15 protein-coding genes and 1 tRNA gene are annotated in these 26,222 nt (G+C 72.0%); 4 read left to right on the top strand and 12 right to left on the bottom strand.

What is annotated here, in order from left to right:
- Positions 1 to 3 precede the first annotated feature (3 nt).
- From ACFYPC_RS16220 to ACFYPC_RS16190, 7 genes are read right to left on the bottom strand one after another with little or no spacing between them, the layout of a single operon-like run.
- Positions 4 to 852: an SDR family oxidoreductase gene (locus ACFYPC_RS16220; protein ID WP_388675821.1), complete on the bottom strand. Its 849-nt coding sequence runs from the start codon at positions 850 to 852 to the stop codon at positions 4 to 6.
- Complete coding sequence (locus tag ACFYPC_RS16215; protein ID WP_388675818.1) at positions 849 to 2,174, bottom strand: MFS transporter; 1,326 nt, start codon at positions 2,172 to 2,174, stop codon at positions 849 to 851. Before ACFYPC_RS16215 ends, ACFYPC_RS16220 begins: the two co-directional genes overlap by 4 nt.
- A complete protein-coding gene (locus tag ACFYPC_RS16210; protein ID WP_388675815.1) occupies positions 2,171 to 5,284 on the bottom strand; it encodes a condensation domain-containing protein in 3,114 nt (1,037 codons plus the stop codon). Before ACFYPC_RS16210 ends, ACFYPC_RS16215 begins: the two co-directional genes overlap by 4 nt.
- Positions 5,281 to 6,402 (bottom strand): MupA/Atu3671 family FMN-dependent luciferase-like monooxygenase, encoded by a 1,122-nt coding sequence (locus ACFYPC_RS16205; protein ID WP_388675813.1) that lies wholly within the window; start codon positions 6,400 to 6,402, stop codon positions 5,281 to 5,283. Before ACFYPC_RS16205 ends, ACFYPC_RS16210 begins: the two co-directional genes overlap by 4 nt.
- Complete coding sequence (locus ACFYPC_RS16200; RefSeq protein WP_388675811.1) at positions 6,395 to 9,439, bottom strand: type I polyketide synthase; 3,045 nt, start codon at positions 9,437 to 9,439, stop codon at positions 6,395 to 6,397. Before ACFYPC_RS16200 ends, ACFYPC_RS16205 begins: the two co-directional genes overlap by 8 nt.
- Positions 9,436 to 12,549 carry an amino acid adenylation domain-containing protein gene (locus ACFYPC_RS16195; protein ID WP_388675808.1) on the bottom strand — a complete coding sequence of 1,038 codons (3,114 nt, stop codon included), beginning with the start codon at positions 12,547 to 12,549 and terminating at the stop codon, positions 9,436 to 9,438. Before ACFYPC_RS16195 ends, ACFYPC_RS16200 begins: the two co-directional genes overlap by 4 nt.
- Positions 12,550 to 12,559: 10 nt before the next feature.
- The gene (locus tag ACFYPC_RS16190; protein ID WP_388676233.1) at positions 12,560 to 12,787 is read right to left on the bottom strand and encodes an acyl carrier protein; all 228 of its coding nucleotides are present in this window, start codon (positions 12,785 to 12,787) and stop codon (positions 12,560 to 12,562) included.
- Between the two features lie 424 nt (positions 12,788 to 13,211).
- Between ACFYPC_RS16190 and ACFYPC_RS16185 the strand changes: the two genes are divergently transcribed.
- A complete protein-coding gene (locus ACFYPC_RS16185) occupies positions 13,212 to 16,364 on the top strand; it encodes an amino acid adenylation domain-containing protein (RefSeq protein ID WP_388675806.1) in 3,153 nt (1,050 codons plus the stop codon).
- Between the two features lie 37 nt (positions 16,365 to 16,401).
- Complete coding sequence (locus ACFYPC_RS16180) at positions 16,402 to 17,106, top strand: thioesterase II family protein (RefSeq protein WP_388675803.1); 705 nt, start codon at positions 16,402 to 16,404, stop codon at positions 17,104 to 17,106.
- Positions 17,107 to 17,191: 85 nt separating this feature from the next.
- Here the strand turns inward: ACFYPC_RS16180 and ACFYPC_RS16175 are convergent, their stop codons facing one another.
- From ACFYPC_RS16175 to ACFYPC_RS16155, 5 genes are all read right to left on the bottom strand, one after another.
- The gene (locus tag ACFYPC_RS16175; protein WP_388675800.1) at positions 17,192 to 18,763 is read right to left on the bottom strand and encodes an amino acid adenylation domain-containing protein; all 1,572 of its coding nucleotides are present in this window, start codon (positions 18,761 to 18,763) and stop codon (positions 17,192 to 17,194) included.
- Positions 18,760 to 19,767: an NAD-dependent epimerase/dehydratase family protein gene (locus tag ACFYPC_RS16170; RefSeq protein ID WP_388675797.1), complete on the bottom strand. Its 1,008-nt coding sequence runs from the start codon at positions 19,765 to 19,767 to the stop codon at positions 18,760 to 18,762. Before ACFYPC_RS16170 ends, ACFYPC_RS16175 begins: the two co-directional genes overlap by 4 nt.
- A 258-nt stretch (positions 19,768 to 20,025) precedes the next feature.
- Positions 20,026 to 20,098 (bottom strand) — tRNA-Arg (locus tag ACFYPC_RS16165).
- 188 nt (positions 20,099 to 20,286) lie between these two features.
- Complete coding sequence (locus ACFYPC_RS16160; RefSeq protein ID WP_388676229.1) at positions 20,287 to 21,990, bottom strand: IclR family transcriptional regulator C-terminal domain-containing protein; 1,704 nt, start codon at positions 21,988 to 21,990, stop codon at positions 20,287 to 20,289.
- Between the two features lie 201 nt (positions 21,991 to 22,191).
- Positions 22,192 to 23,466, bottom strand: coding sequence for a M6 family metalloprotease domain-containing protein (locus ACFYPC_RS16155; RefSeq protein ID WP_388675795.1), 1,275 nt, complete (start codon positions 23,464 to 23,466; stop codon positions 22,192 to 22,194).
- A gap of 288 nt (positions 23,467 to 23,754) precedes the next feature.
- Between ACFYPC_RS16155 and ACFYPC_RS16150 the strand changes: the two genes are divergently transcribed.
- Both ACFYPC_RS16150 and ACFYPC_RS16145 read left to right on the top strand, forming a co-directional pair.
- Positions 23,755 to 24,399 (top strand): TetR/AcrR family transcriptional regulator, encoded by a 645-nt coding sequence (locus tag ACFYPC_RS16150; protein WP_388675793.1) that lies wholly within the window; start codon positions 23,755 to 23,757, stop codon positions 24,397 to 24,399.
- Positions 24,400 to 24,661: 262 nt separating this feature from the next.
- Positions 24,662 to 26,215, top strand: coding sequence for an MFS transporter (locus tag ACFYPC_RS16145; protein WP_388675791.1), 1,554 nt, complete (start codon positions 24,662 to 24,664; stop codon positions 26,213 to 26,215).
- Positions 26,216 to 26,222: the final 7 nt, after the last annotated feature.

Genomic DNA, 26,222 nt, shown 5'->3' with positions numbered 1-26,222 from the left:
GCGTCACCGGGCCGAGTAGCCGGCGTCGACGCTCAGGGTGGTGCCGGTGACTCGGCGGGAGCCGTCACCGGCGAGCCAGAGCGCGGCCGCCGCCACGTCGGCCGGGTCGACCAGGGTGTTCATCGGCTGGTCGGCGGTGAACAGCTCCTCGTGCTCAGCCGCCGGTACGTCCAGCGCCCGGGCCACCTCGGAGAGCATCCGGCCGTCCATGGCGGGCTCGTCCCGGATGTTGCCGGGGCACACCGCGTTGACGCGCACCCCGTACGAGGCGTAGTCGAGGGCACTGGCCTTGGTCAGGCCGACCAGTCCGTGCTTGGCCGCGACGTATGCGGCGAAGTTGCGGTAGCCCACCAGGCCCGCGGTGGACGCGATGTTGACGATCGAACCGGAGCGGCGTTCGACCATGGCGGGGGCGAACACCTTGGTGGCGCGCCAGGCGCCCCCGAGGTCGATGTCCACCACGAGCTGCCAGTCCTCTTCCGCCGTCTCGTGCACCGGCAGGCCCGAAGGCGCCACGACGCCCGCGTTGTTGACCAGCACGTGCGGCGCGCCGAAGCGGTCGTGCGTCCGCTCGCGCAGCTCGGTCAGGGCCGCGAGGTCCCGGACGTCGACGGCGGCGGTGAGGACGTCGGCACCCAGGCGGCGGCAGGCGTCGGCGGTGTGGGCGAGCTGGCTCTCGGAGCCCATCGGGTAGGGGACGCCGGGAATCCGGGCGGCCACGTCGAGCAGGACCAGGTCCGCGCCCTGGGCGGCGAAGGCCAGCGCGCAGGACCGTCCGGCGCCGCGCGCGGCGCCCGTGATCACGGCCGTGCGCCCGTCGAGGGCGCCGTCGGCCGGGTGTGCCGTGGTCACTTGGCGCTCGCCTCCTCGCCCATCCGGGGCCCCGGGTTCGCGCCGGGCGCGGCCTCGCCCGCCGCGTCTGCGGTGCCGGGCCGTTCGTCCATGGCGCGCAGCGCGGGCCACCGCCAGCTGACGGCGATCAGGACGAGGTAGACGAGGGAGAAGCAGAGCATCGGGACGCGCAGGCCGGCCAGGTCCACCAGCCATCCGGCGGTCAGCACGCCGAGCGGGGCGGAGGTGAGCGCCATGGCGCCGGTGAGGCCGAAGACCCGGCCGCGCAGATCCTCGGGAACCCGCTCCAGCATGACCGTCGAGAGCATCGGGTTGAGCGGTCCGCCGGCCACCCCGACCAGGAAGCAGATCACCGTCACGCCGATGGCGCCGGGCTCGAAGTAGAGCGTCATGCGCAGTACGGCGACCACCGCGAAGCAGCCGAACAGGGTGTAGCGGCGGTTGGACAGGATGTTCCGGCTGGCGGGGCCGTACAGGAAGGTGCCGACGATGGCACCGATGCCGACCGCGCCGAGGAACCAGCCCATGGCCGCGCTGCTGTGCAGCACCTCCTGGGCGTACACCGGCAGGAAGAGCGGGGTGAAAGCGTCGTCGAGGAAGTTGGTGACCACGACGAAGGCGGTCATCGCTCCGATCACCGGCATCGTCCTGACCAGTGCCGCGCCTTCGCGGAGCTGGCCGAAGAAGCCCGGCCCGGCCGCCGCGTCACCCTGGGGCTTCTTGGGCTCGGCGACCGGCACCGCGAAGGCGACGAGCGCGGCGGCGACGAGGAAGGTCGCGGCGTCGACGTACATGCCGACGGCCGAACCGGTCGCCGCGATCAGCACGCCGGCCAAGGGCGCGCCGGCCACCAGGCCGAGCCGGGGGGCCGCCTGGTACCAGGAGTTCACGCCCTCCAGCCGTGCCCCGGCGCCTTCGATGACGGGCTTGAGCAGCGCCATCCGGGCGGCCGTGGCGGGGGTCGCCACGACCGTGCGGGCGAACAGCAGGGCGAGCAGCAGCGGAATCGACAGCCCTGTGGTGGCGTCCAGCAGCGGTACGAGCAGGACCAGGATTCCGGCCCCGAGGTCGGACAGCACGCTCAGCCTGCGTCCGCCGAACCGGTCGACCAGGACGCCGCCGACGGCGCCCGCGAAGATCAGCGGCAGCGCGCCGATGAACCCGGCGAGACCGGTGGTGGCGGTCGAGCCGGTGGTGTGCAGGACGAACAGTGGCACCGTCACGATCGTGATGGCGTTGCCGAAGGCCGACAGGTACTGGGCCGTCAGCAGGGCCACGAGGGGGCTGCGGCGTGGCGCAGCCGTTGCGGCGGGCTCGGTCATGTCTGTTCCCCCTGCCGGTCCCGTCGCTCCCGGCTGAGCCGCGCGAAGAGACGTTCCATACTTTCCTCGGTCACTCCGGTCACACCTGGAAGGTCGTCCGGGAGTTGGGTCTGCAGCTCCCCTGCGAGCAGGCCGCGCAGTTCACGGACCGCGGTCTCGGCGGCCTCGTGGACGGCGGTGGCGTCCACCGCGTCGGGGTTGAACAGCCAGCGCAGGACGGCGTGGCCGTCGCGCACTCCGACCGCGATGTCCACGTCCACATCTCGCTCCACTTCGGCGTTGCCGGTGGCTGCGGTCTGCGTCGAGGCGATGAAGGGGCCTGCCGAACCGTCGACCGGGTCCGTCAGCTCACCGAGGTGGTTCACGATGACCCGGGGCTGTGCCAGGGCCGCGAACTCCGCGCGCAGGCCGGGATCGGCGGCGCATCCCAGCAGCCCGAACGTCTTGCCGGAGTCGGGGATGCCGCGCAGCGCGGTGACCGTGGCGCGCAGGTCGTCCTTGGCCGGGCCGCCGGTGAGAGGCACCCGGAAGGGGTGGGCGGCCGAGTAGAACCCGACGGCCCGGTCCGGGTCCCAGTCGGGAAGCGCTGCCAGCGGGTCGCGGCCCAGGCCGATCAGCCACACCGACGGCTGGTCCTCGGGCGTCCAGGGGCGCAGCGCGCGGGCGACGGCGGTGAGCGCCGCCGCTTGCAGGGTGCCGTACCCGTCCGGGGGCAGTGGCAGTGACACCTCGAACGACTGCTCACCGGAATAGGTGTTGGGACCGTCCAGACGCCAGCGGTAGGGACCCGCGCCGCCCGACTGCGCACGCCAGTACCCGGCGTGCGGTGCCGGGTCCAAACCCCTTACGACGGCCGCGTGTTCGGCGTAGCCGACGCGTTCGGCGGCCAACGGCTCACCCCGGTAGGCAGCGGCCAGGTCGGCGATGACGATGCCCCAGGACATCCCGTCGATGACGAGGTGGCTCGCGCCGATGACGACCCGGTCGGCCTCGCCCGGGACGCCGGGCAGGTGGCTCACGGCGAACAGCGGCCCGGCGGCACGGTCGAAGCGGGCCCGCTGGGCGGCCACCACCTGTCGCGGGTCGGTTCCGGCCGGTTCCGCCGACCAGTGCCAGTGCGCGCCGGGTACGAGCCGGGTACCGAGGGTGTCGTCGGGGCGCACGGCGGTGGTCAGCGCCGGATGGGAGCGCACCACGTCCGTGGCCGCCTGTCGCAGACGCTCGGATTCCAGCGGGCCGGCCGCAGTGAGGACGTGGCTGTGCGAGAAGTCCTCCACCCGGGACAGGCCCCGGCTGAGGAGCATCTCCTGCTCGGGACCGAGCGGCCCGACGGGCGGGACCGGCGCACGGTCCGCCCCAGTGCCGCGGCGGGCGGCGAGGACCAGGGCGAGTCCGGCCGGCGTGGGATGGGTGAAGACGTCCTTGAGGGTGACGGTGAAGCCGTCGCCGCGCAGCTTGTGAGCGAGCCGGACGGCGAGCAGCGAGGACCCGCCGCTGGTGAAGAACACCGCCTCGGGGTCGGCCGATTCGACGCCCAGCACATCGCACCAGGCCGTGGTGACCCGGGCGAGGGTCTCGGCGGCGACCGGTCCGGATGCGGTCCGGCCGGGCGGGGTGCTGCCGCCGAGCAGCGGTGCGGGCGGCACGAGCAGGGCCGGGGCGGGCCGCCGCAGCGGCTCGTCGGGGTACCGCGTGAACTGCTCGATGAGCTGGAGCAGACGGTCGGCCATGGCGGCGACGGTGGCGTGCTCGAACAGGGCCGTGCGGTACTCGATGCGTCCGTAGACGGTCGCCCCGACCCGCCACCAGGCTGTCGTCAGGTCCATGGTGGAGATGCCCTCGGGCACAGCGTTGGCATACACCTCGGCGCCCGGGAGTTCGAGGGTCTGCGAGTCGTCGAGGTCGAGTTGCACCAACATGGTCTGGAGCAGCGGGTACTGGTTGGTGGAGCGGTCCGGCGCGGCGGCCTCGACGATCTCCCCGAAGGGCACTTCCCGGTGGTCGGCCACGGCAGCGGCAGAGCCCGCGACGGCCGCGAGCACGTCCTTGGGCGCCGGGTTCTCCGGCAGCCTGATCCGCAGGGGGATGCTGGTCAGCAGGAACCCGATCAGCGGCTCCGCCTCCGGCTCGTTCCGAGTGGAGGTGGGGACGCCGATGATCAGGTCACGCTGGCCGGTGACTTCGTACAGCAGCGCGGCGTAGACGGCGGTCATCGCCGTGGCGGGGGTGGTGCGGGCCTCCCTCGCGTGCCGGAAGAACGCCTCGGCGACCGTGCCGTCGAGCGTGAAGTTGTAGTGCTCGCCGCTGTGGTCGGTGGTGTCGGGGCTGTGGTCGTAGGGCAGCGCGAGGCGCTGGGGTACGCCGTCCAGGAAGGTCCGCCAGAACTCCCGGTGGCGGGCACCGTGCGGGCCTGCGAAACGTTCCCGTTGCCAGTGCGCCCAGTCACCGAACTGGACCGGCAGCTCGGCCAGACGCGGCGGACGCCCCTCGGCCAGCGCCCGATAGTGTTCGAGGAGTTCCTCGTTGAGGCGCACGTACGACCACTGGTCGACGAACGAGTGCGGCATCGTCTCGACGATCTGGTGGTCGTCCTCGGCCACCTTGGCGACCGCGAGGCGCAGGACCGGGTCGGCGGCCAGGTCGAAGGGGCGGCGGACCTGCGCGGCGATGAACTCCTGCCGGCGCGCCTCGATCTCATCGGCCGGTACCTCGGTGGTGTCCTCACGCGTCAGGTCGATGAAGCTGAGGTCCGCCCGCCGATCGGGGTGCACCCGCAGGAAGGGACGGCCGCCCTCGGCCTGCGCTCCGGAGCGCAGCAGTTCGTGGCGGCTCACCAGGCCGTCCGCGGCGCGCCGGAAGAGATCCCGGTCGAAAGCCCCACGTACGCGGAGCCCGTAGCCAAGGGTGTAGGTGGTGGTCCCCGGGGCGAGCTGGTCGAGAATCCAGAGACGTTCCTGGTCCATGCCGAGCGGGAACCGTTCCCGGGGCCCCGGCCTCGGGCGCAGTACGGGGCCGTTGCGGGCGGCGAGCCGGCTGGTGAGCGCGGCGCGCTGGGCGGGGCTGAGGCGGGCGAGCCGGGCCGTCAGCCGCTGGTCTGCGGGGGTGCTCATGCGGTCCTCTCGACGGCCGGGACACCAAGGTGGAAGAGGGCGGGCAGCGCATCCAGGACCTCGGAGGCCGGCAGCCCGAAGTCGATCAGGCAACCCACCTCGTCGGCGCCCGCCTCGGTCAGGTCGGCCAGGACGGCCCGGGCCTTGGCCGGGCTGCCGAGGAGCGAGGGACCGGTCAGGAAATCCAGGTAGGCGCTCTCCAGCAGTACGAGTTCGTCGCTGCTCCCGGTCTGCTTGCGGAAGGACCGCAGGTAGGAGTGCATGGTCGGGCGGAGGAAGTCCTCGAGGTCCGGCCGGTCGCTGACATACGCGTGTGCCATGACGACCACGTCGCCCTCACCGGAATGACCGGCGTCCTTCCACGCCTGCCGGTAACGGGCGATGTTCTCCCGCAGGGCGGGCATCGTCTGCCCGAGGAGCGCGGTCGCCACCCCGTATCCGGCCTGGGCGGCGGTGACGAACGTCTGGGGGGTGCCGGTGGCGGTGAGCCAGACGGGCAGCTCGGGCTGGACGGGCCGGGGACGGGTCAGCACCTGGGTCGTGGTGCCCGCGGTGGACGGGTACGGCAGGGTCTCTCCGCGCCACAGGGCACGGATGTCCTCGATGGTGCGGCCGGTGACCTCGCGCCGGTCCTGGTAGTCCTCGCGGGCCAGGGCGAAGTCGTCGGGATGCCAGCCGCTGCCGAAGGAGAGGCCGACACGCCCGCCGGAGATACCGTCCACGACCGCCCACTCCTCGGCCACGCGGGCGGCGTGGTGCAGCGGGGCGGCCACACTGCCGGCGCGGATCTGGATGGTGCTGGTGCGGGCGGCGACCGCGGCGGCCAGCACCGACGGGTTCGGCGAGAAGCCGCCGAACTCGACGAAGTGCCGCTCCGGGAACCACAGGGCGTGCTGGCCCGCCGCGTCGGCGGCGGCCGCCGCCTCCAGGACGAACGCGTAGTAACCGGCGGCGTCGGCGTGGTCGGCGCTGGCGAAGAAGTAGAGACTGCGGCGCAGCTTCCCGGAGAGTTCCACCGGGCCCTGCCGCTGTTCGGCGCGCTGGGCGCGCAGGCCCGCACTCAACTGGCGCCGCTGTTCCGGGGTCAGCGCGTCGAGGCGCGCGGAGAGATCACTCATGGCTGGTCTGCCCCTCCTCGCTCTCGATCTCTTCCAGCAGCCGCAGCAGGGCGACGTCGTCGCGTTCGGCGGCGAGTTCCTCGGCCCGGGCGATGAACCCGGCGAGGGAGGAGTTCTCGTAGAGGTCCTGGAGCCGGATCTCCACCAGGAGGGCGTCGTTGACGACGCTGACCAGGTGGGCGGCGTGCAGGGACGTGCCACCGAGGTCGAAGAAGTTGTCCTCGGGCCGGAGTTCGGCGATGCCGAAGGTGTCCTGCCAGAGGGTCTGGACGGCCTTGGCTGTCGACGCCTCCCCGGCCGGCTCGTCAGTGGCCGCGGTGACAGGGCCGGCCTCGTCCGCCGCGGGGATCGGGTCCGGCACGGGTGCGTCGGACGGGCGGCGGGCTTCGTGGAGCTCGGGCTCCGGAGCCGCCACCCAGTGCCGCTGGTCGGCGAAGGGGTAGGCCGGCACCGCCACGACGCGGGCGGGCCGTGCGGGGCCGGTCGGTGTGTGACCCGTGGTCCACAGCGCCGCCACGGCGCCGTACCAGTCGGCGGCCTCGTCGACGCCGGCACGGTCCGCCGCGTCGACGACGTGGAGGTCGCGCCGTGCGGCGAGGGCCGCCCGGCGGATCTCCGCGGTGGCCGCGTGCGACCGGTGCAGGCCAAGGATGCTGTCCGGGGCCGCTTCGAGCAGTGCGGTGACCGCGTCCGTGAAGCGGACCGGGCTGCTCAACTGGCGCCCCCAGTAGGCCGGATCGACCGCCTGGGCATCGGTGAGCAGTACGCCGGTGAGCCCGGAGACGATGGGCACGGCGGGTGCGGAGAGCGTCAGGGCGGCGACGAACTCCTCGAACTCCTTGGCCGCACCGGCCATCGCCCGCGAGTGACCGGCGCGGGTGACCGGCAGGCGCGTGGTGCGGATACCCGCCTCGGCGCAGCGTCCCTCGAAGGCGGCCAGCGCCTCTTCAGGGCCGCCGCAGACGGTGTTGTCCGGCCCGTTGAGCACGCAGACGTCGACCTCCAGGCCGGCCGCGAGCCGTTGGGCGGTCTCCGCTCCGGTGCGCACGGCGGTCATCGTGCCGGGCTCCGCCGAGGCCATCAGCCTCCCGCGCCGCACGATGGCGGCCACCGCGTCGGGCACGGAGAAGACACCCGCGTGAGCGGCCGCGGTCAGTTCGCCGACGCTGTGTCCGAGCAGCAGCTCCGGGACGAGGCCGTGCCGTTCGGCGTGGCGCAGGCCCGCGAGGCCGAGGGTCAGCAGGAGCGGCTGGACCACGGCGGTGTCGAGCAGGCGGGGGTCGTCGGCCGGCCAGTTCCGGGCGTCGGAGAGGTCGGGGCCGCCGGCCCGGCTCACCTCGGCGGCGAGTTCGGCCAGGTCCGCCGCGAAGCCGTCGTCCACGGCGGCGAGCCCGGCTCCCGCGCCGGCGAGCGGAACACCCTGGCCGGGCAGCACGGCGGCGAGCCGCGGCGCGGTGAGGGCGCGACGGCTGTCGTTCCCGGTCAGTACGGTCAGTGCGGCGACGAGCCGGCCGCGGGCCTCGGCGGGGTCGGCGGGCAGGGCGGTCGCCCACCGCTCGGGCAGCGCCTTGCGGTGGTGCCACAGGGTTCCGGTGAGCTCGCCCAAGGGGACTTCGGCGCCCTCGCCTTCGAGCCACGCCGCCAGGTCGCGGGCCTTGCGCCGGAGGGCCTCGGGGGTGGCCGCGGACAGCACGGCGAGGTGGGGCTCCCGCCGCGTCGCCGGCGCGTGCTCGGCCGAGCCGGTGGGCCGGGGCGCGGCGGTCAGCAGTACGTGGCAGTTGGTGCCGCCGAGCCCGAACGAGCTGACGCCCGCGGTACGGGGCCGGTCGTCGGGCCAGGGACGGGAGACTCGGGGCAGTTCGAAGGACGCGGAGCCGAGCTTCACGTCGGGGCCGTCGCCGGGCTGGGACGGGACCGGCGGCACCACGCCTGTCTCGACCGCGAGGACCGCCTTGATCAGGCCGATGACGCCGGCCGCCGCGTCGCAGTGCCCGATGTTCGGCTTCACCGCGCCCAGGGCCAGGCCGGAGTCCGTGGGCCGTCTGCCGTACACCTCGGCCAGGGCGGCGAGTTCGACCTGGTCGCCCAGGGTCGTGCCGGTGCCGTGCGTCTCGACGTAGCCGACATCGGCGGGTTCCAGCCTCGCGACGGCGAGGGCCTCGCGCAGGACATCGGCCTGGCCCTGCGGGCTGGGCGCGGTGGGGCTCATACGGGCGGCGCCGTCGTTGTTGACGGCGCTGCCCAGCAGGTGGGCGCGCGCGTTCTCACCGGTTCCGGGCAGGTCGGAGGCCCGGCGCAGCACCACGATCCCGGCGCCGCTGGAAGGCACCGTCCCGGCCGCGCCCTCGGTGAAGGCGCGGCACCGGCCGTCGGGCGAGGTGACGCCGCCCTCGGTGAAGACGTAGCCCTGCTCCTCGTCGAGGTGGACCGTGGCTCCGCCCGCGATCGCGATGTCGCACTCGTAGGTGAGCAGGCTGCGGATCGCCTGGTGGACGGCGACGAGGGAGGTGGAGCAGGCGGTCTGGACCGTGATGGCGGGGCCGGTCAGGCCGAGCCGGTAGGCCAGGCCGGTGGCGAGGAAGTCGCGTGAGTTGCCCAGGGCGAGTTGTTCGGCGCCGAGGACGCGTACCGTCTTCTCGTCCTTGAGCACGTGTTCGCGGTAGTAGGTCTCGCTGCCGCACCCGACGAACACTCCGATGCGGCCGGTGGCGCGTTCGGGGTCGATGCCGGCGTCCTCCAGGGCCTGCCAGGCCACTTCGGTGAGGACGCGGTGCTGCGGGTCGGTCGCCGCCGCCTGGGCGGGCAGCATGCGGAACAGGTCGGCGTCGAACCGGTCGAACCGGTCGATCTGTCCCGCGCGCAGCGCACCGTCGGGCGCGGCCGGCAGGGAGACGACACCGTCGGTGATCGACTTCCAGAACCCGCCGGGGTCGGTGCTGCCGGGCACCCGCAGGGACATGCCGACGACGGCGACGGCGTCCGTATCCTCATCCTCCGAGACCGTTCCGGGGTCGTGGTCCTGGCTGTACTCGCTCACGCTTCCTCCTGGTTGGCACGCCCACCGGAGGGCGGACCGATGATCGCCGCGAGGCGGCGCGGGGTCGGGTTGCGGAATAGGTGCTTGAGCTGGGAGCCCGGGAATCCGGTCGTACGCTGCAGGGTGTTGAGCCGGACCGCGAGCAGTGAATTGCCGCCCAGCTCGAAGAAGTTGTCGTCGAGTCCCACCGGAACGCCGAGGAGTTCCTGCCACACCCGGGCGAGCTGTTCGGCGGCGGCGGGCTCGCCCGGGGCGGGCGGTCGGCCGGTGCCGGTGGTCTCCTGCGGCGGAGCGGTGTCGTTGCCGCGCGCCGGTTCGGGCAGTCGGCTGGTGTCGAGCTTTCCGTTGACGGTCAACGGCAGCGACGGCACCGGGGTGAGGGTCGCGGGCAGCATGTGCGAGGGCAGCCTGGCGGCGAGCCACTGGCGCAGTTCCGCGAGGTCCGGCGCGGCGGTGGTGCCGACGAGGTAGGCGTCGATCCGCGCGGTGGCCGCGTCGTGGGCGTCCCGGACGACGGCTGCGGCTCCGGTGACGGCAGGGTGTGCCAGGAGCGCTCCGCTGATCTCGCCGAGCTCGATGCGGTGGCCCCGGATCTTGACCTGGTCGTCGAGCCGTCCCAGGTGTTCCAGTTGGCCGTCCGGCAGGAGCCGGCCCCGGTCGCCCGACCGGTAGAGCACCTCTTCCGGGAGTCCGGCGGAGCCGCCGGGTACGAAGCGTTCGGCGGTCAGTTCGGGCCGGTTGAGGTACCCGGCGCTGACGCCGCTGCCCGCGACGTGGATCTCGCCGGGGACTCCGGGGGCCACCGGGCGGCCGTCCTCGTCCAGCACGTACAGCCGCCACCCGGGCAGGGCGGGTCCCACCGAGCGTGTCCCGGAGAGGGCGTCCGCCCGGGTCAGGTCGTGCCACGTGCAGTGCACGGTGGTCTCGGTGATGCCGTACATGTTGACCACCCGGCAGGTCCGCTCCGGGTAGCGGTCCATCCAGGGCAGCAGCATCCGCGGGTCGAGTGGCTCACCGCCGAAGATCAGCAGACGGACGGAGAGGGCGTCCGGCGAGGCCGCGTCCGCGGCCAGGAGCTGTGCGAACGCCGACGGGGTCTGGTTGAGCACGGTGACGCCTTCGGCGACGAGGAGGGCGTGGAAGCCTTCCGGGTCGCGGGCGATCCAGTGCGGTACGACGACCAGATGGCCGCCGGTCAGCAGGCAGCCCCAGATCTCCCAGACGGAGAAGTCGAAGGCGAAGGAGTGGAAGAGCGACCAGACGTCCTTCTCCCCGAACCCGAATCCGAACCCTTCCGGACCGGCCGTCGCGGCCAGCAGAGCGGCGACATTGCGGTGCCGTACCAGGACCCCCTTGGGAGTGCCGGTCGAGCCGGAGGTGTGGATGACGTAGGCCACCCGTTCCGGGTCGGGGCCGGGCAGCGGGGTGTCGGCCCGGGCGGGAGTGGCGTCGGCCGGCAGCAGTTTCAGATGCGGCGGCAGCAGTTCCGGGTCGCAGTCGGTCACGGCCGTGGTGAGACCGGTGTCCTCGGCGACGAAGGCGAGCCGCTCGCGCGGATAGTCCGGGTTGAGGGGTACGTAGGCGGCGCCGGCCTTGAGCACCGCGAGCAGGGCGACGACCAGGTCCGTGCCGCGGTGCAGGCACACGCCGACCCGGTCGCCGGCGCGCACCCCGGCTTCCGCCAGCGACCGGGCGAGCGCGGTGGCGTGGTCGTCGAGCTCGCGATAGGTCAGGTGCTGCTTCTCGCAGCTGACGGCGACGTGGTCGGGCAGCCGAGCGGCCTTCTCGGCGAAGAGCGAGGCGAGGTCGGCGTCGGCCGGAACGGTGTCGGCGGACAACGGCCCGGCGGGATCGGCCGGTTCGGTCGCGGGGACGGTGGAGAGGCGCGCGAGGGAGGTGCTCGGGTTCTCGGCCATGGCAGCGAGGGCGGTCTCCAGTTGGCGGCAGAAGCGGGTGGCCGCAGCGGTGTCCACCTCGGTCGCCCGGTGACGCAGCAGGCCGCGCCGCTCACCACCGAGGTCCTGCCGGACGTAGAGGGCGAGGGGGAACTGGGCCGGGCCGAAGCCGGGGTCCGGCAGCGACGTCGCCGTCAGCTCGGGCGTGACGATGTCCGGCAGGGCGCGGCAGGGGACGACGACCAGAGAGAGACCGGCGCGGTCCGAGGGCGGCAGTACCGTCGACAGGGGCAGGTCGGCGTCCCGGTAGGCGGTCATGGCCCGCCGGTGGGAGCGGCGCAGATAGTCGGTCACCCTCAGGTCGCCGTCAGTCTCCAGCGGCACCGGCACCGTGGCGCTGAAGTAGCCGACGGCGGTCGCGTGGCGCGGCGTGCGCCGGGAGACGGTGGTGCCGAGCACGGGGCGGGCGGTGGCGCTGTTCCGGCTCAGGACCAGGCCGGCGGCGGCGAGGATCAGCGAGTGCTGGGTGATGCCGAGTTCGGCCGCCAGGCTGCCCGCGGCGTCCCACACCGCGTCGCGGATCACCAGGGGCACCGCGCCGGAAGGTCCCGCGGGCTCCGGCCCGGGGGTGCGGGCCCATTCCAGTGCGGCGGACACACCGGGCTGGAGTCGGCGGGCGAGCTCGGCGGCCCGCTCTCGCCGCTCGGGCGGCAGTTCATGCCTGCCGAGGGACCACTGTGCGAAGGATTCGGCCGGGAGGCCGGGCGTGTCACCGAGGAGCCACTGGGCGAGCACCGCCATGGACGTCTCGTCCACGATCAGATGGTGGGCCGTCAGACAGAGGTGAGCGGTACGGGGGCTGTGGCGGACCAGGACGACGCGCAGCAGGGGGCCGTCGTCGAGGTCGAACGGCCGCAGCGCTTCCCGGCGCAGGCGGGCCCGGGCCAGCGGTCCGTCGGGGTCGACGGGTGCGTCGGCGACGAACAGCTTCGGGGGACGGCGGCCGGGAACGAACACCAGCCGCCCCTGATCCTCCGTCACCCGCGAGGCCAGTAACGGGTGGGCGGCGAGCAGCGCGGCGAACCTGGCGTGGAGGGCGTCCTCGTCGAGGGTGCCGTCGACACGAAGGGACAGCGCGGAGTTGTACGTGGCCGTGTCCTCCGCGCTGCGGTCCGCCGCGTACAGGTCGCACTGTCCCGGGGTGAGGGGCAGCACCGCCGCCCCTCTAGTCACGGCCGCCGGCGAGGACGGCCTGGAAGAGGGTGGCCGCGTCCGGGGCTTCCAGGATTTCCAGGTAGTCGAGCTCCTGCCCGGTCGACTTGAATATCCGGTCGGCGAACAGCACCGCCTTCAACGAGTCCCCGCCATTGGCTATAAACCCTGTGTTCAGATCGGATTCATCGCCCAGCATTTCTTTCCAGAGTGCGGTGAGCTCTTCCGTGGATACCCGCATCACGGGCCCTCCCGTTACGCCCTCGAAAAGCGCTTCTCCCGACACGGAACATCACCAACCAATGAGTCTCGACGGTGACTGCAGCTCGGTGGCCGCAATAACGGGAAAGATCATCACCATATCGGGATGGAACTGTCAACCAATATGCTCAAGAAATAGAACAATGAGAATCGGCCATCGTCCGGATTTACACAGGTGTTTTCGGTGGCCTGGAAGGGTAGCGAGGTCAAAAGGGGTAAAAGTCGAACATTCCCGCAGAGTTCACCCATACTTTTTGGCATTCTTGTAAAGCCGATCCCGCGAAGTGCGCCGATGCCGTATGGCCCGTTCATTTCGGCCAATTGCGCCTTGGTGGATCTTGACGCCTTCCCGGAGCCCACTTACGATCTGGAATTTCTTGCAGTCGACCGAATAAGGACGCCGAATGCGGAATCCTGCGACTCCCGGCCAGCTCCGTTTCTTCGTACTCGACATGCAGCAGCCCCGGCCGGCCATCGTGCACCGCCTCACCGCTTCCGGGAAGGTGGACATCGACCGGCTGCTCGCGACAGTGAGTGCCGTCCTGCGCGCGCAGCCGGCCCTGCGCGTCTCCCTGCGCATGGAGCCCGAGGGTCTGGTCCAGCACCTCCACCCGGTGTCCGAGGTGCCGGTCGACGTGCACCCTCTGCCCGCGGACGAGGAGGCGGCACACGGGGTCCTCGAAGGCCACCTGGCCGCGCTCGCCGCACCGTTCGACCATGCCGGCGCACCGCTGTGCCGTATCACCGTGCTGCACCGCGCGGACCGGGCCCACCTGCTCTTCTCGGTGCACCATGGCGTCTTCGACGACGGTTCCGCCCCGGCCCTGCTGGCCTCGCTGACCACCGCCCACGGATCGGGCCCGGACAGCCTCGCCGACGCCGAGGCGCCGCAGGGTGTCCCGTCCGCCGAACGGCAGGACGTCTTGCGGAAATTCTGGGCCACCACGCTCGATCAGGCCCCGGAGAACTGCTCCCTTCCGCAGCTCACGCCCGGTGCGGACCGGGCCCGCGCATCGGTCACCGCGCGGTTGCCCGAGGCCCTCGTGGACCGGATGCGCCGACGTGCGGCGGAGACCGGCGCGAGCCCGTTCACCCAGGTGATGAGCGCGCTGGCCTGGGTCGCGGGGTGGTACGGCGGCACCGACGACATGGTGGTCGCCACGGTGAGCGGAGCCGAGCGGGACACTCAGGGCATCTCCGCCATCGGCTGTCTGCAGAACACCATCCCGGTCCGTGTCGACCTGGCCGGTGCCACCACCGAGAGCCTGCTCGACCGAACCCTGGAAGCCCTCCTCGACGCGGTGGAACACGCGGAACTCCCGCTGGAGGAGATCCTGGCCGTGACCAGTGCGCCCCGGCACCCCGACCGCAAGCCCTTCACGCAACTGATCTGCACACAGGGCGAGTTGTTCACCGAGACGGTCGACGCGTCGGGACTGCGATGGCGGATGGACCCGCCCGGGTCCGACCAGGTCGAGTACGACCTGAGCGTCACCCTGCTGCACGCTCCCGACGGCGGGGAGCACCTGGTCGTGGCCCATCCCCACGCGGCCCTCGACACAGGCACCGCGGAGCGCTTCCTCGGCCACCTGGTCACCGCCCTCGGCGCTCTGACCGCCTCGGACGCCCAGCCCCTGACCATGTGCGACCTCCTCGGCGCGCCCGAGCGCGCCGAACTCGAAGCACTCACCGCCACACCGGTCGGCGTGGCCGCCAAGCCGGTGCACCGCGTGATCCAGAGCCGGGCGGAGCAGACCCCGGCAGCCGCAGCCGTCCGCGCCGGCGGCGCCGAGCTGGACTACGCCACCGTGACCAGCCGCGCCCGTGACCTGGGGGCAGCCCTTCTCGCGGCGGGTGTGGGCCCGGGTGACCGGGTCGCCATCCACCTGGACCGATCACCCGACCTGGTCACCGCCGTCCTGGCCACCTGGTGGGCGGGCGCCGCCTATGTGCCGCTCGACCCCGACCACCCGGACGAGCGGCTGCGCTACGTCCTGCGGGACGCCGAGCCCGCCGCGCTGATCGCTCGGGCTCCCCTGCTGCCGGACTTGCCGACGCTGGCCCCGGACTCCTCCGCACCGGCACCGGCAGCCTGGCCGGAAGTCGCCGCCGACGCCCCCGCATACGTCATGTACACCTCCGGCTCCACGGGTCACCCCAAGGGCGCCGTCATCCGCCATGACAACCTGTGCGCCCTGTTCGCGGCCTTCGACGCCGAGTTCGCCCAGGGCCCCGCAGTCGTCCTGGCGGGCACCAGTGCGACCTTCGACATCAGTCTCATCGAGCTGGTCTGGCCGCTGACCAGTGGCCGCACCCTGCACCTGACCAGCCACCGCACAGTGCTCCAGGACATACCGGACCCGGACGGCGCGCTCTACCAGTGCACCCCGTCCGCCGCCCGGCTGCACACCGCCTCCCAGGAGGGCCGCGCGTTCCTCGGCCGGCTCGGCGCTCTCCTGGTCGGAGGCGAGCCGCTCGCCGACGACCTCGCCGACGACCTCGCCCATCTCGTACCCGGTCCGGTTCTGAACGGGTACGGACCGACCGAGGCCACGGTGTACACCACGCTCTGGCGGGTCACCCCGGGTGCTCCCGTGCACATCGGCCTGCCACTGCCGGGCGTGCGCTGCCACGTCGTGGACGCGCACGGCCGCGATCTGCCGCCGGGCTGCCCCGGCGACCTGCTGATCTCCGGCACCGGCGTGGGCGACGGCTACTGGCAGCGCCCGAGCCTGACCACCGAGCGCTTCCCCGCGCTGCCCCGGTCCGGTGGCATCACCGGCTACCGCAGCGGCGACGTGGTGTCCTTCACCTCCGGCGTCGGGCTCAGGTTCCTGCACCGGGCGGACGAGCAGGTGAAGGTGCTCGGCCAGCGCATCGAGGCCGGGGAGATCGAGACCACGCTGCGCCGGCGTCCCGGCATCCAGGACGCCGCCGTCGCACCGCTGCCGGACCGCACCGGCGTCGTCGCCTTCCTCGTACGGGAGGACGACCCCGCGGCGGGTCTCCGGCCCCGCCCGCTGCCCGCCACCGTCGCGGCGGAACTGCGGCGCGGCGCTGCCGACTGGCTCACCGGGGCCATGCTGCCCACCGCATGGCTCGGGGTGGCCGACCTGCCCCGCTCCCCCAACGGCAAGCTGGACCGGCGAGTTCTCGCCGACTGGGCCGCCGTCACTGCCGATGCGGCGGAGGCCGCAGCGCCGTCGCTACCGGGGACGGCCGCCGGCGCGGTCGTGGAGGTGTGGGAGCGCGTCCTGGGCGAACCGGTCACCGACACCGGAGCCACCTTCTTCGAACTCGGCGGCACCTCCTCCGGCATCCTGCGGGTGCTGACCCTGCTGCGGACACGCCATCCCCGGCTGCACGCGGCGGACCTGTTCCGCCACACGACCGCGCGGGGGCTGGCCGGGTTCCTGGACACCCTCGACGCCGCCGCCCCGGACGACGCCCTGGCCCCCGCCGGTGCGGTCCGGCTCCCTGCCCCGACCGATGTGCCGACCGGAACGCAGCGCGGAGCGCGGCGCGCTCAAGCCCTTGGCCGCTGGGCCCGCCGGTGACCCACGTCCCCCTCTCCGCGCACGCCTGGAGTCCACGATGACGCTCTCCCTCATGTGCCTGCCCTACGCCGGAGGCGGGGCGGGAGTCTTCCGTCCCTGGCAGAACCAGCCCGACCTGCCGTTCCGCGTCGTCCCGGTGCAGCTTCCCGGACGGGACGAATGGTTCGTCCAGAAACCCTGCACCACCATGGCGGACGCCGCACGCGTATGCGCCGACCAGATCCGCGACGCGGCCGGGACCGGTCCGTTCGCCGTCTTCGGGCACAGCTTCGGCGCGCTGCTCGCGTACGAGACGGTCCGGTTGCTCGCCTCCGACGGAGCACCACTGCCGGAACACCTGCTGGTCAGCGGGGCCGCGGCGCCCGACGTCGACCGTCCCAGGATGGACGGCGCCCTGTTGGACGACGACGCGTTCGTCGCCCGGCTGCGTGACCTCGTCGGATACGACCACGAGGCGTGGCACGAGCCGGAGTTGCGGGAACTGCTGCTGCCCGCGCTCCGTGCCGACCTGGCGGTCCAGGACGCCTACGTACCCGCTCCCGGCACCCCGTTGACGATGCCCCTGAGCGTCCTGCGCGGCACTCAGGACGACTTGGTGAGCTACGAGGACGCGGCCCGCTGGGCGGAGCACTCCTCCTCGGGAGCGCGGGTGGTGGACATGCCGGGCAGCCACATGTACTTCACCGAGGACTGGCCGCTGCTCTGGAAGACGCTCGGCACGCTGCTGGCCACCCGCGACTGACGGTCCGCGACTGACGGTCCGCTACGCCCGAAAGGGCCGATGGTTCCGACCGGTTCCCATCGGCCCTTTCCAGGTGCCGCCCGGTTCAGTTCCGGATCGCGGCCAGTTGCTCCGCCAGCACCCGGCGGTCCAGCTTTCCGTTGTGATTCAGTGGCAGCTCGGCCCGGTGCGTGAATCTGTGCGGCACCATGTACCGCGGCAGGCGTGCCGAGAGCGCCTGCCGGAGATCCGCGGCCGGCCGGGCCGTACCGGTGTACGCGGCCTCCAGGCGGGTCTGCCCGTCCTCGTCACGCAGGGCCACCACCGCCACTTGGCCGATGCCGTCCTGTTCCCGCAGCACCGCCTCGGCCTCGCCGATCTCCACCCGCTGGCCCATGATCTTGACCTGCTGGTCGAGCCGTCCCAGGTGCACCAGGGTCCCGCCCTCCAGCACCTGGACCAGGTCGCCGGTGCGGTACCAGTGCTTCTCGTCCGGCACATACCGTCCGGCGGTCTCCACCGGGCGCCCCGAGGCGTCCAGGAACCGCCCCCGGTTGTCCTTCTCGTCGAGGTAACCGGCGAACCGCTGTACGCCCCGCAGTCGCAGCTCGCCCACGTCGGAGGGCCGGCCCTCCTCGTCCACCACCTGATGGTCGAGGTGGGGGTAGACCTCACCGATGGGAAGGGTGCCGTTGGCCGTGTCCGGCCAGTCCTGCGTCCTTTCCGGCAGCCGGTACTGCGACGAGAGAATCGTCAGCTCCGTCGGCCCGTACACGTTCTCGATGACGCTGTGCGGTGCGGCGGTACGCCAGGCTCTCGCCTGCTGCACCGTGAGCTGCTCGCCGCCGAAGAGAGTCCAGCGCAGCGACGGCATCGAACCAGGGGCGAGTCCTCCCGTCAGGTCGGCCATCGTGATCACGGACGGCACCGAGAACCAGTGCGTGATCCCCTCGCGGGCCACGAACCGCGCGGGCTTGGGGAGTTCGGCCCGTGGCGGTACGACCAGCGTGGCGCCCGAGCCCCAGGCGCCGAACATCTCCAGGACGGACGCGTCGAAGGCCAGGCCGCTGTTCTGGGCCATCCGGCAGCCGGGCCCGAGCGCGTAGCGGTCGATGACGTACCGCAGGAAGGCGTCCATGCTGCGGTGCGCGATCGGTACGCCCTTGGGAGTACCGGTGGAGCCCGAGGTGAACAGCACGTATGCGATGTCCCCCGGCAACACCTCGACAGCGGGCAGCGGGTCCGGGGCCGCGTTCCCCTCGCGCAGCCGGGCCGGCAGGTCCTTGGACAGGAGCAGGGCCGGTATCTCCGGACCCTGGGGAACCGGAGCGCGGTCGGTGAGGTGCAGTTCCAGGCCGGCGGTTCGCGCGATGGTGGTCAGCCGGGCCGGGGGGAAGGACGTGTTGAGCGGGACCACGGCCGCGCCCAGGCGCAGCACCGCCAGAACCGCCGCGTACGTCAGCACGTTCGACGCGGTCGTCAGGCCCACCCGGCGCGGGGCACGGCCGCCGCACATGGTGAGGATCTCTGCGGCAAGGGCCGCGGCCAGGTCGTCCAACTCCCGGTAGGTCAGCCGCTCGCCGGCGGCCTCCAGGGCGATGAGATCGCCGTGCTCGCGTGCCGACGCGGCGAACCAGTCGTGCAGTTCGCGCGGCGTTTCCTGCTCTCGTCCGGTCATCGGGCGCCCGCCTTCGCCTGCCACGCGCGAAGCACTTCGCGCTCCTTCTCCGGGTCGATCCCGAGCACGATGTCGCCCTGCCGGTAGGGCGTGTCGGACGGACCGCGCTCGCGCAACCACTCCCAGGTGTCCGCGACCGTCTCGCCGAGCGGACGGCAGCGCAGTCCGGCGTCGACCGCCCTGGCGGGGGAGGCAGCCCAGGCGCCCGCCATGGCGGGGTGTTCCGTCGCCCAGAACGGCAGCTCCGTCCAGGCTCCCACCTCGTGGTCCGCGAGCAACTCCTCGTCGACCCACACCGGTTGGGCCCCGGCCTCGGTCACCTGGGCGCACAGCTCCAGCAGTTCCCCCAGGGTCGTGGTGTCCTTGGGGCCGGTAACCAGGTAGCGCCCGGCAGCGCCCGCCTCCAGCAGGTCCAGGGCGAACGCCGCGACGTCCCGGGCGTCGATGAACTGGATCGTCCGGTCAGCCCGCCCCGGCGCGAGGACCTCACCGCCGCGCGCCATGCGCTCCAGCCACCACAGCAGCCGTCCGGGAGTCTCACGCGGGCCCACGATCAGCCCGGGGTTGAGGATGAGGACATCACCCTCGAAGTATTTCTCGACAGCTCGCTCGCACCCTGCCTTCAGCGCATTGCCCGGCACGTCGTCCACGGCTGCGTCCGGCGGACAGGCATGGCGCGCCGAATCTTCGCTGACGGGCCCGGCGGGCCAGTCGGAGTAGACGTGGAAGGACGATACGAACAGGTACGTTTCCGCGTGTGCGCTGAGCGCGCCGGCCGATTGCCCGACGGTACGGGGATGGAAACCGCAGGTGTCGATGACCGCGTCCCAGGGCCCCGCGGCGGCCAGTGCCTCCAGATCAGCGGAATTCTCCCGGTCGCCGTGAAGGTTCTCCGCTCCCTCGATGTCCGGTCCGGACTTTCCCCGGTTGAAGACGGTTAAGGCATGGCCGCGGCCGATTGCTTCCTGCGCAAAGGCGTGCCCCAGGAATACAGAGCCGCCCATGACGAGAATTCTCATTACGACATGATCACGCAGCTGCCGCCGATTGACAAGGAATAAGGATTCCGCCAACCGGTCCCAGGGCGGCACTCGCGCTCCGGCGCGCGCCGACGCCCTCGGCGCAAATATCGGGTCCTGGCGACTCATCCGCTCATGCACCGCTCACGCACCGCTCACGCAAACGACCCCGGACGAGGAGTCCGAGGTCGAATGGGAGCGCCTCCCGGGGGAGGAACTCCAGGTCAGTGCCGTAATGCACGGTGCCCCCGGCAGGATTCGAACCTGCGACACCCGCTTTAGGAGAGCGGTGCTCTATCCCCTGAGCTACGAAGGCGGGGCCCTGCGTGTGACGCGGTGGACAACTCTGGGTGAGTGGTCGGCCAGGTCCCTGCAAGGTCTGAGCTGCCGCTGAGGGCAGCTTTGGACAGGGTAGCGGATGCGGTGGCCTGGGCGGTGGGGTGGTGGGGTGGTGGGGCGGTGGGGTTGCTGGGACGGGGCAGATGACCGGCACCCCCCCCGAACTCAGCCCATCGGTACTCGCCTGAACCGCCCCGCGACCCGCAGGTCCGCCTCGATTCGGCCGGCCGTGGTGTGGAGTTCGGGCAGGATGTCGCGGACGCACGCCTCGACGGTACGGCGGCTGCTGTGCAGGGCGACGTTCACCGCGGCGACGACCCGCCCGCCGCGCTCGCGCACCGGAACGGCGACGGACCGCAGCCCCTCCTCCAACTCCTCGTCGGTCAGCGAGTATCCGGCTTCCCGTACGCGGTCCAGCTCGGCCCGCAGCCTTTCTGGATCGGTGATCGTACGAGGGGTCAGCGGGAGCAGTTCCGGAAGGTGCGGGTCGGGAAGGTCGGCGAGCAGGACGCGGCCCAGTGAGGTCGCGTACGCGGGCAGGCGGGTGCCGACGGTGACGTTGACGCTCATCACGCGAGTGGGGGCGACGCGGGCCGCGTACTGGATCTCGTCGCCTGTCAGCACCGCGAGCGACGCCGACTCGTGCAACCGGTGCGAGAGTTCGGCGAGGTGGGGCATGGCGATGTCGGGGAGCGAGGTCCGGGACAGCGGGGGGAAGCCGAGGCCCAGGACGCGCGGGGTGAGCCGGAAGACGCGGCCGTGCGTGGTGACGTAACCGAGGTGTTCCAGGGTGATCAGGGCGCGCCGGGCGGTGGCGCGGGCGAGCCCGGTCGCCTGGGCGACCTCCGTGAGCGTCAGCTCGGCGCGGCCCTCGCCGAAGGAGGTGATCACGGTCAGTCCGCGGGCCAGCGACTCGATGAACTCCCGGCCCAGTTCCTGCTTGGAGGCGCCGGTCCAGGTGGCGAGGCCCGAGGGGGCGGCCGGCTCGGCGGCGGTCGGGGCCACGCGCAGCTCCCGTTCCATCGCGGCCACCGCTGTCCGCAGCCGAGGCAGCAGGGTGTCCCGCAGGTCGGCCGCGGTGTGCCGGCTGGTGTGACTCACCACGCTCACCACGCAGGCGACGCGCCCCGCTTCCCGTACCGGCATGGAAAGGGCGACGAGCCCCGGCTCGATGAGCTGGTCGTCGAGCGCCCAGCCGTCCTTGCGGGCCCTGTCGGTACGTGTCTGGAAGTCGTCGCCGACGGTGACGACCCGGACGGGCGGGGCAGGCCGTGCCGCACGGCCACGGTCGGACTCGCGGGTCCCGGACGGTGCGTCGGCGAACGGCCGGCTCCGAGCCGGTACGGCGGGGAAACCCCGGTCCTCCGGATCGGCGGCCCGGCGTTCGTGCCAGTGTGCCCACTCCGTCTCGCCCCACTCGGTGGCGAACAGCGGGCCGGGGGCGGTGCGTTCGGCGGGGAGCAGGTCGCCGATGCGGAAGCTCAGGGACATGGCGCGGCGCCGGGTCGTCTGATGGATGAAGCGGATGCCGTCCCGGTCGCCGACCGCGAGGGACACCGATTCGTCGAGGGCGTCGGCGAGGGCGTCGGCGTGCGCGTTCAGGAGGCGGGGGAGGCGGAGGGCGCCGAGGTAGGCGTTGCCGAGTTCCATCAGGCGCGGGGCGAGTACGGCGTCCCGGCCGTCGAGTCGTACGTACCCCATGCGCGCGAGCGTCGCCGTGATCCGGTCGACGGTGGAACGTGCGAGCCCGGTGGCCCGCTCGAGGCCGCTGAGGCTGGACACTCCGTCGGCCTCGGTCAGCCGCCGCAGTACGGCGATACCGCGCATGAGGGGCGCCACGGCCTCGGTGGGCACGGCGGTCCCGGTCATTACGGTCCCGCTTCCGCTCCCGTCCTTGGTCTCGTCCTCGGGGGCCGGCACGACGTTCAATGGCATGGGCTCTCCGTTTGCGGCGCTCAGAACAGACACGGTAGTCCTTGCCCGGTCACCTCAGCAGGTTCTGAGCGCGTCCTCAGCAGGTCCTCAGCGGCTCCTCAGCAGATCACCGGCGCACCGGCAGGCCCGGCCGGCTCAGCGGCGGGTCACGTACACGCGGTAGTTCCCCGCGAGATCCACTCCCGACACGGTGATCACGACGCCGGTCCTGGGGTCCTTGAAGGACTCGCCGGGGGCGAAGGGCGCGTCGGACAGTTCCGCGTGGACGTTGGGGGAGCGGGTGCAGCCGCCGCTGTCGCGGTGGGAGTCGTACACGGTGACGGGGCCGTTGCCGGTGTCGACGTTCGCGTCGACCTTGTAGATGAGGATGCCGGGGCGGCAGACGGCCACGTCGTTGCCGTCCCGGGTGCGCAGTTCGAGGGCGTACCCGGTCTTGGTGCCGGTCGGTACGAAGACGAGTTTGGCGCCGCCCGCCTTGGCCAGCGGGGTGAGCGTGTACTCCGTGGTGCCGGCGGTGGCCGCGCAGCCGACCTGCGTCTCGTCGAGCCAGCCGAGCTTCCACTTGTGCCAGCCGAGCAGATCGTTCCCGGCCCCCCAGTCCTCACTCATGATGTCCCAGTGCCCGACCGCGCCCCCGCCGTCCTGCGTGTAGAGGTCGGGCAGGCCGAAGGTGTGGCCGTTCTCGTGGGGGAGTACCCGGTAGCCCGTCTCGTCGTAGGAGCCGGAGCCGTCGTCCTGGCGGCTGTAGACGAAGGACGCGTTGGAGACCGCGACGCCGTCGGCGATCGGTGCCTCGGTGTTGCCGGCGAAGGTCACGGACAGCACGGTGTCCAGGGCGGAGGGCCCGGCGTTCGGCGTGACCAGCACGTTCAGGAGGTCGTAACTGCGGAAGTCCACGGTCGGGTCGGCGGTGGCCACGATGTCCTGGACCAGTGAGCGGTACCCGGGGTCGAAGGGCGCGCCGCGTTCTATGCCGTACGCCTTGAACGGCTTGGGCATCCGCAGCCAGTGCCGCACGGGCGTCTCGGGGCGGTAGTCGAGGCGGCCGTAGGAGCCGGTCCTGAACCATTCCTGGGTCTGCGGGAAGAACTCCGCGAGGCGGTCGAGCGCGCTTCCCTGGCCTGGCGCGTCGGAGAAGTCGACCATCAGGGTGAGGGCGCGGACGGTGCCGGTGGAGCGGGCGTACCCGGCTGGCGTCGGGATGCCCTCGCCCATCTGTACGCCCAGCGAACCGTTGATCATGCAGGGACCGAGCGCCGTGGAGCGGGCCAGCGCGATGGAGCCCGCCGTCGTCGAACCCGCCGTCAGATGCCCGGAGCCGGCGGAGGTGCTGACCGCCAGTGTCAGAACGGCCACCGAGGCGAGTGCGACCACGCGGCGCGGGCGTATCCGACGGCTGGTCGGCTGCATACGGGAGCCCTTCGCTCGACGGCAGCCGCCGGTCACCGGCTGCACCCTTTCGATCACCCTGTGGCGAGGGGTGCGGGGGCGCGCGCTGGATGAGCCCGATCGTGGGTTTCTTGCCGGAGCGGATGTGACTCAGGTCACACTGAGGGCGGGAAATAACCGGGGACCGTTTCCCCGTTTAGTCAGGTGTCCAAGCGAAACGGGGAGCTGATCCCCGGATAGCAACCGGGCCGTCGGCTACCCAGTCGGCAGTCGGCCGTCGGCCGTCGAACACACTACGAGGAGTACGCCGTGGAGACCGCAGCCCGAGTACAGCGTCGAGTGCCCCGGCCGCGCGCCGATGCGCTGCGCAACCGGGAGCGGATCGTGGGCGCCGCCCTGGAGATGTTCATCGAGTTCGGCTCAGACGTGCCGTTCGACGAGATCGCCCGCCGGGCCGGCGTCGGCAACGCCACGGTGTACCGAAACTTCCCCGACCGCGACGCTCTGGTGCGGGAGGTCGTCTGCACGGTCATGGACCGTACGGCCGAGCAGGCGGAACTGGCGCTCGCCGAGAGCGTCGACGCGTTCGAGGCGCTGAGCCGCTTCGTGCACGCCTGTGTCGACGAGCGGTTCGGTGCGCTGTGCGCGATGGTCTCCGGCAATTTCGACAAGAACCATCCGGATCTGCTGGCGTCACGTCAGCGGACCGAGGCGCTGGTCGAGGGAATGATGGAGCGCGCCCGGGAGGCCGGGCAGTTGCGCTCCGACGTCGCCGTCGGAGACCTGATGGTCGCCGCCACCCAGCTCACCAGGCCGCTGCCCGGCACGGTGTGCCAGGGCTTCGACCGCTTCGTACACCGCCACCTGCAGCTGTTCCTGGACGGACTGCGGGCACCGGCCCGCTCCGAACTGCCGGGTACGGCCGCGACCATGGAGGGGCTGCGAGGTGCCTGACCGATGGCGGGGCTGATATCCGGACCCACGACCGCTGCCTTGTACGGGACCCACGACTGGCGCCCCGTGCGTGACCCGCGACTGCTGCCTTGTGCGGGACCCACCACCGGCGCCTAGAGAGCTCGCTCGTACAACGCCACCCAGAACCCGCCCCACCCCTTCAGGCCGTCACCGTCGACGAGCCGGTTCCTTCCCTGATCGCCTTCCCTTCTGTCTCTCTCATCGCCTTTTTTCGCTACGAAGTCCCGGAGTGGGTACTCCCATGTCTGAAACAGGAAGTTCGACAGCAATGTCCGACCCCAAGACCGCACATTCCAACCGCTGGAAAGCGCTCACCTTCATCGCGCTCGCCCAGCTGATGGTCGTCCTCGACGCGACCATCGTGAACATCGCGCTGCCCTCCGCCCAGCAGGACCTGGGGATATCGGACGGCAACCGGCAGTGGGTCATCACGGCCTACGCCCTCGCCTTCGGTGGTCTGCTGCTCTTCGGCGGTCGTATCGCCGACCTGTGGGGCCGCAAGCGCACCTTTGTCGCCGGTCTGATCGGTTTCGCCGGCGCGTCCGCCATCGGCGGCGCCGCCACGAACGAGGCGATGATGCTCGGCGCCCGCGCCCTGCAGGGTGCGTTCGGCGCGCTGCTCGCACCCGCCGCGCTCTCGCTGCTCGCCGTGATGTTCACGGAGCCCAAGGAGCGCGCCAAGGCGTTCGGCATCTACGGCGCGATCGCCGGTGGTGGCGGCGCCGTGGGCTTCATCCTCGGCGGCGTTCTCACCGAGTACCTCGACTGGCGCTGGACGTTCTTCGTGAACATCCCGTTCGCGATCATCGCGGCCACGGGTGCGTACTTCGTCATCCGTGAGCCGGCCGGTGGCCGCAACCGCTCGCCGCTCGACATTCCCGGCGTCGTCCTCTCCGTCCTCGGTCTGGTCACGCTCGTCTACGCCTTCACCCGCGCCGAGTCCGACGGCTGGGGCGACTCCGTGACGCTCAGCCTGTTCGCCGCCTCGGTGGTACTGCTCGCCGGGTTCGTCCTCACCGAGTCCAGGGTCAAGGCCCCGCTGCTGCCGCTCCGTGTCATCACCGAGCGCAACCGCGGCGGCGTCTACCTCTCGCTCGGCCTCGCGATCATCGCGATGTTCGGCCTGTTCCTCTTCCTGACCTACTACCTGCAGATCGTGAAGGGCTACTCGCCGGTCAGGACCGGCTTCGCCTTCCTGCCGATGATCGCGGGCATGATGGTGGGCTCCACCCAGATCGGCACCCGCCTGATGACCCGGGTCGCACCGCGCCTGCTGATGGGCCCGGGCTTCCTGGTCGCCGCGCTCGGCATGCTGTTCCTGACCCAGCTGGAGATCGGCTCCTCCTACGCGAGCGTGATCCTGCCGGGCATGGTGCTGCTCGGTCTCGGCATGGGTACGGCGTTCATGCCTGCCATGTCCCTGGCCACGTTCGGCATCGAGCCGCGTGACGCCGGTGTCGCCTCCGCGATGGTGAACACCTCGCAGCAGGTGGGCGGCGCGATCGGTACGGCGCTGCTGAACACGATCGCCGCCTCGGCGACGACCTCGTACATCAAGGACCACATCGCGGGCGCCACGTCCCAGCCCCAGCAGCAGCTGGTTCAGCTGCAGGGCCAGGTGCACGGCTACACCAACGCGATCTGGTTCGCCGTCGGCATCCTCGTGCTCGCCGCGGCGGTCGCCGTGACCTTCATCAACACCGGCCGCCCGGACGTCACTTCGCCCTCCGGCGCGGGTGCGGGTGCGGGCGAGGGCGCCGAGGACGAGCTGAAGGTACCGGTGATCGCCCACTGACGCCGGC

It is taken from the genome of Streptomyces sp. NPDC005808, from assembly GCF_042871385.1.
Lineage (GTDB): Bacteria > Actinomycetota > Actinomycetes > Streptomycetales > Streptomycetaceae > Streptomyces.
Note: the sequence above shows the minus strand (reverse complement) of the source record. Positions and strands in the feature narration are given on the sequence as shown.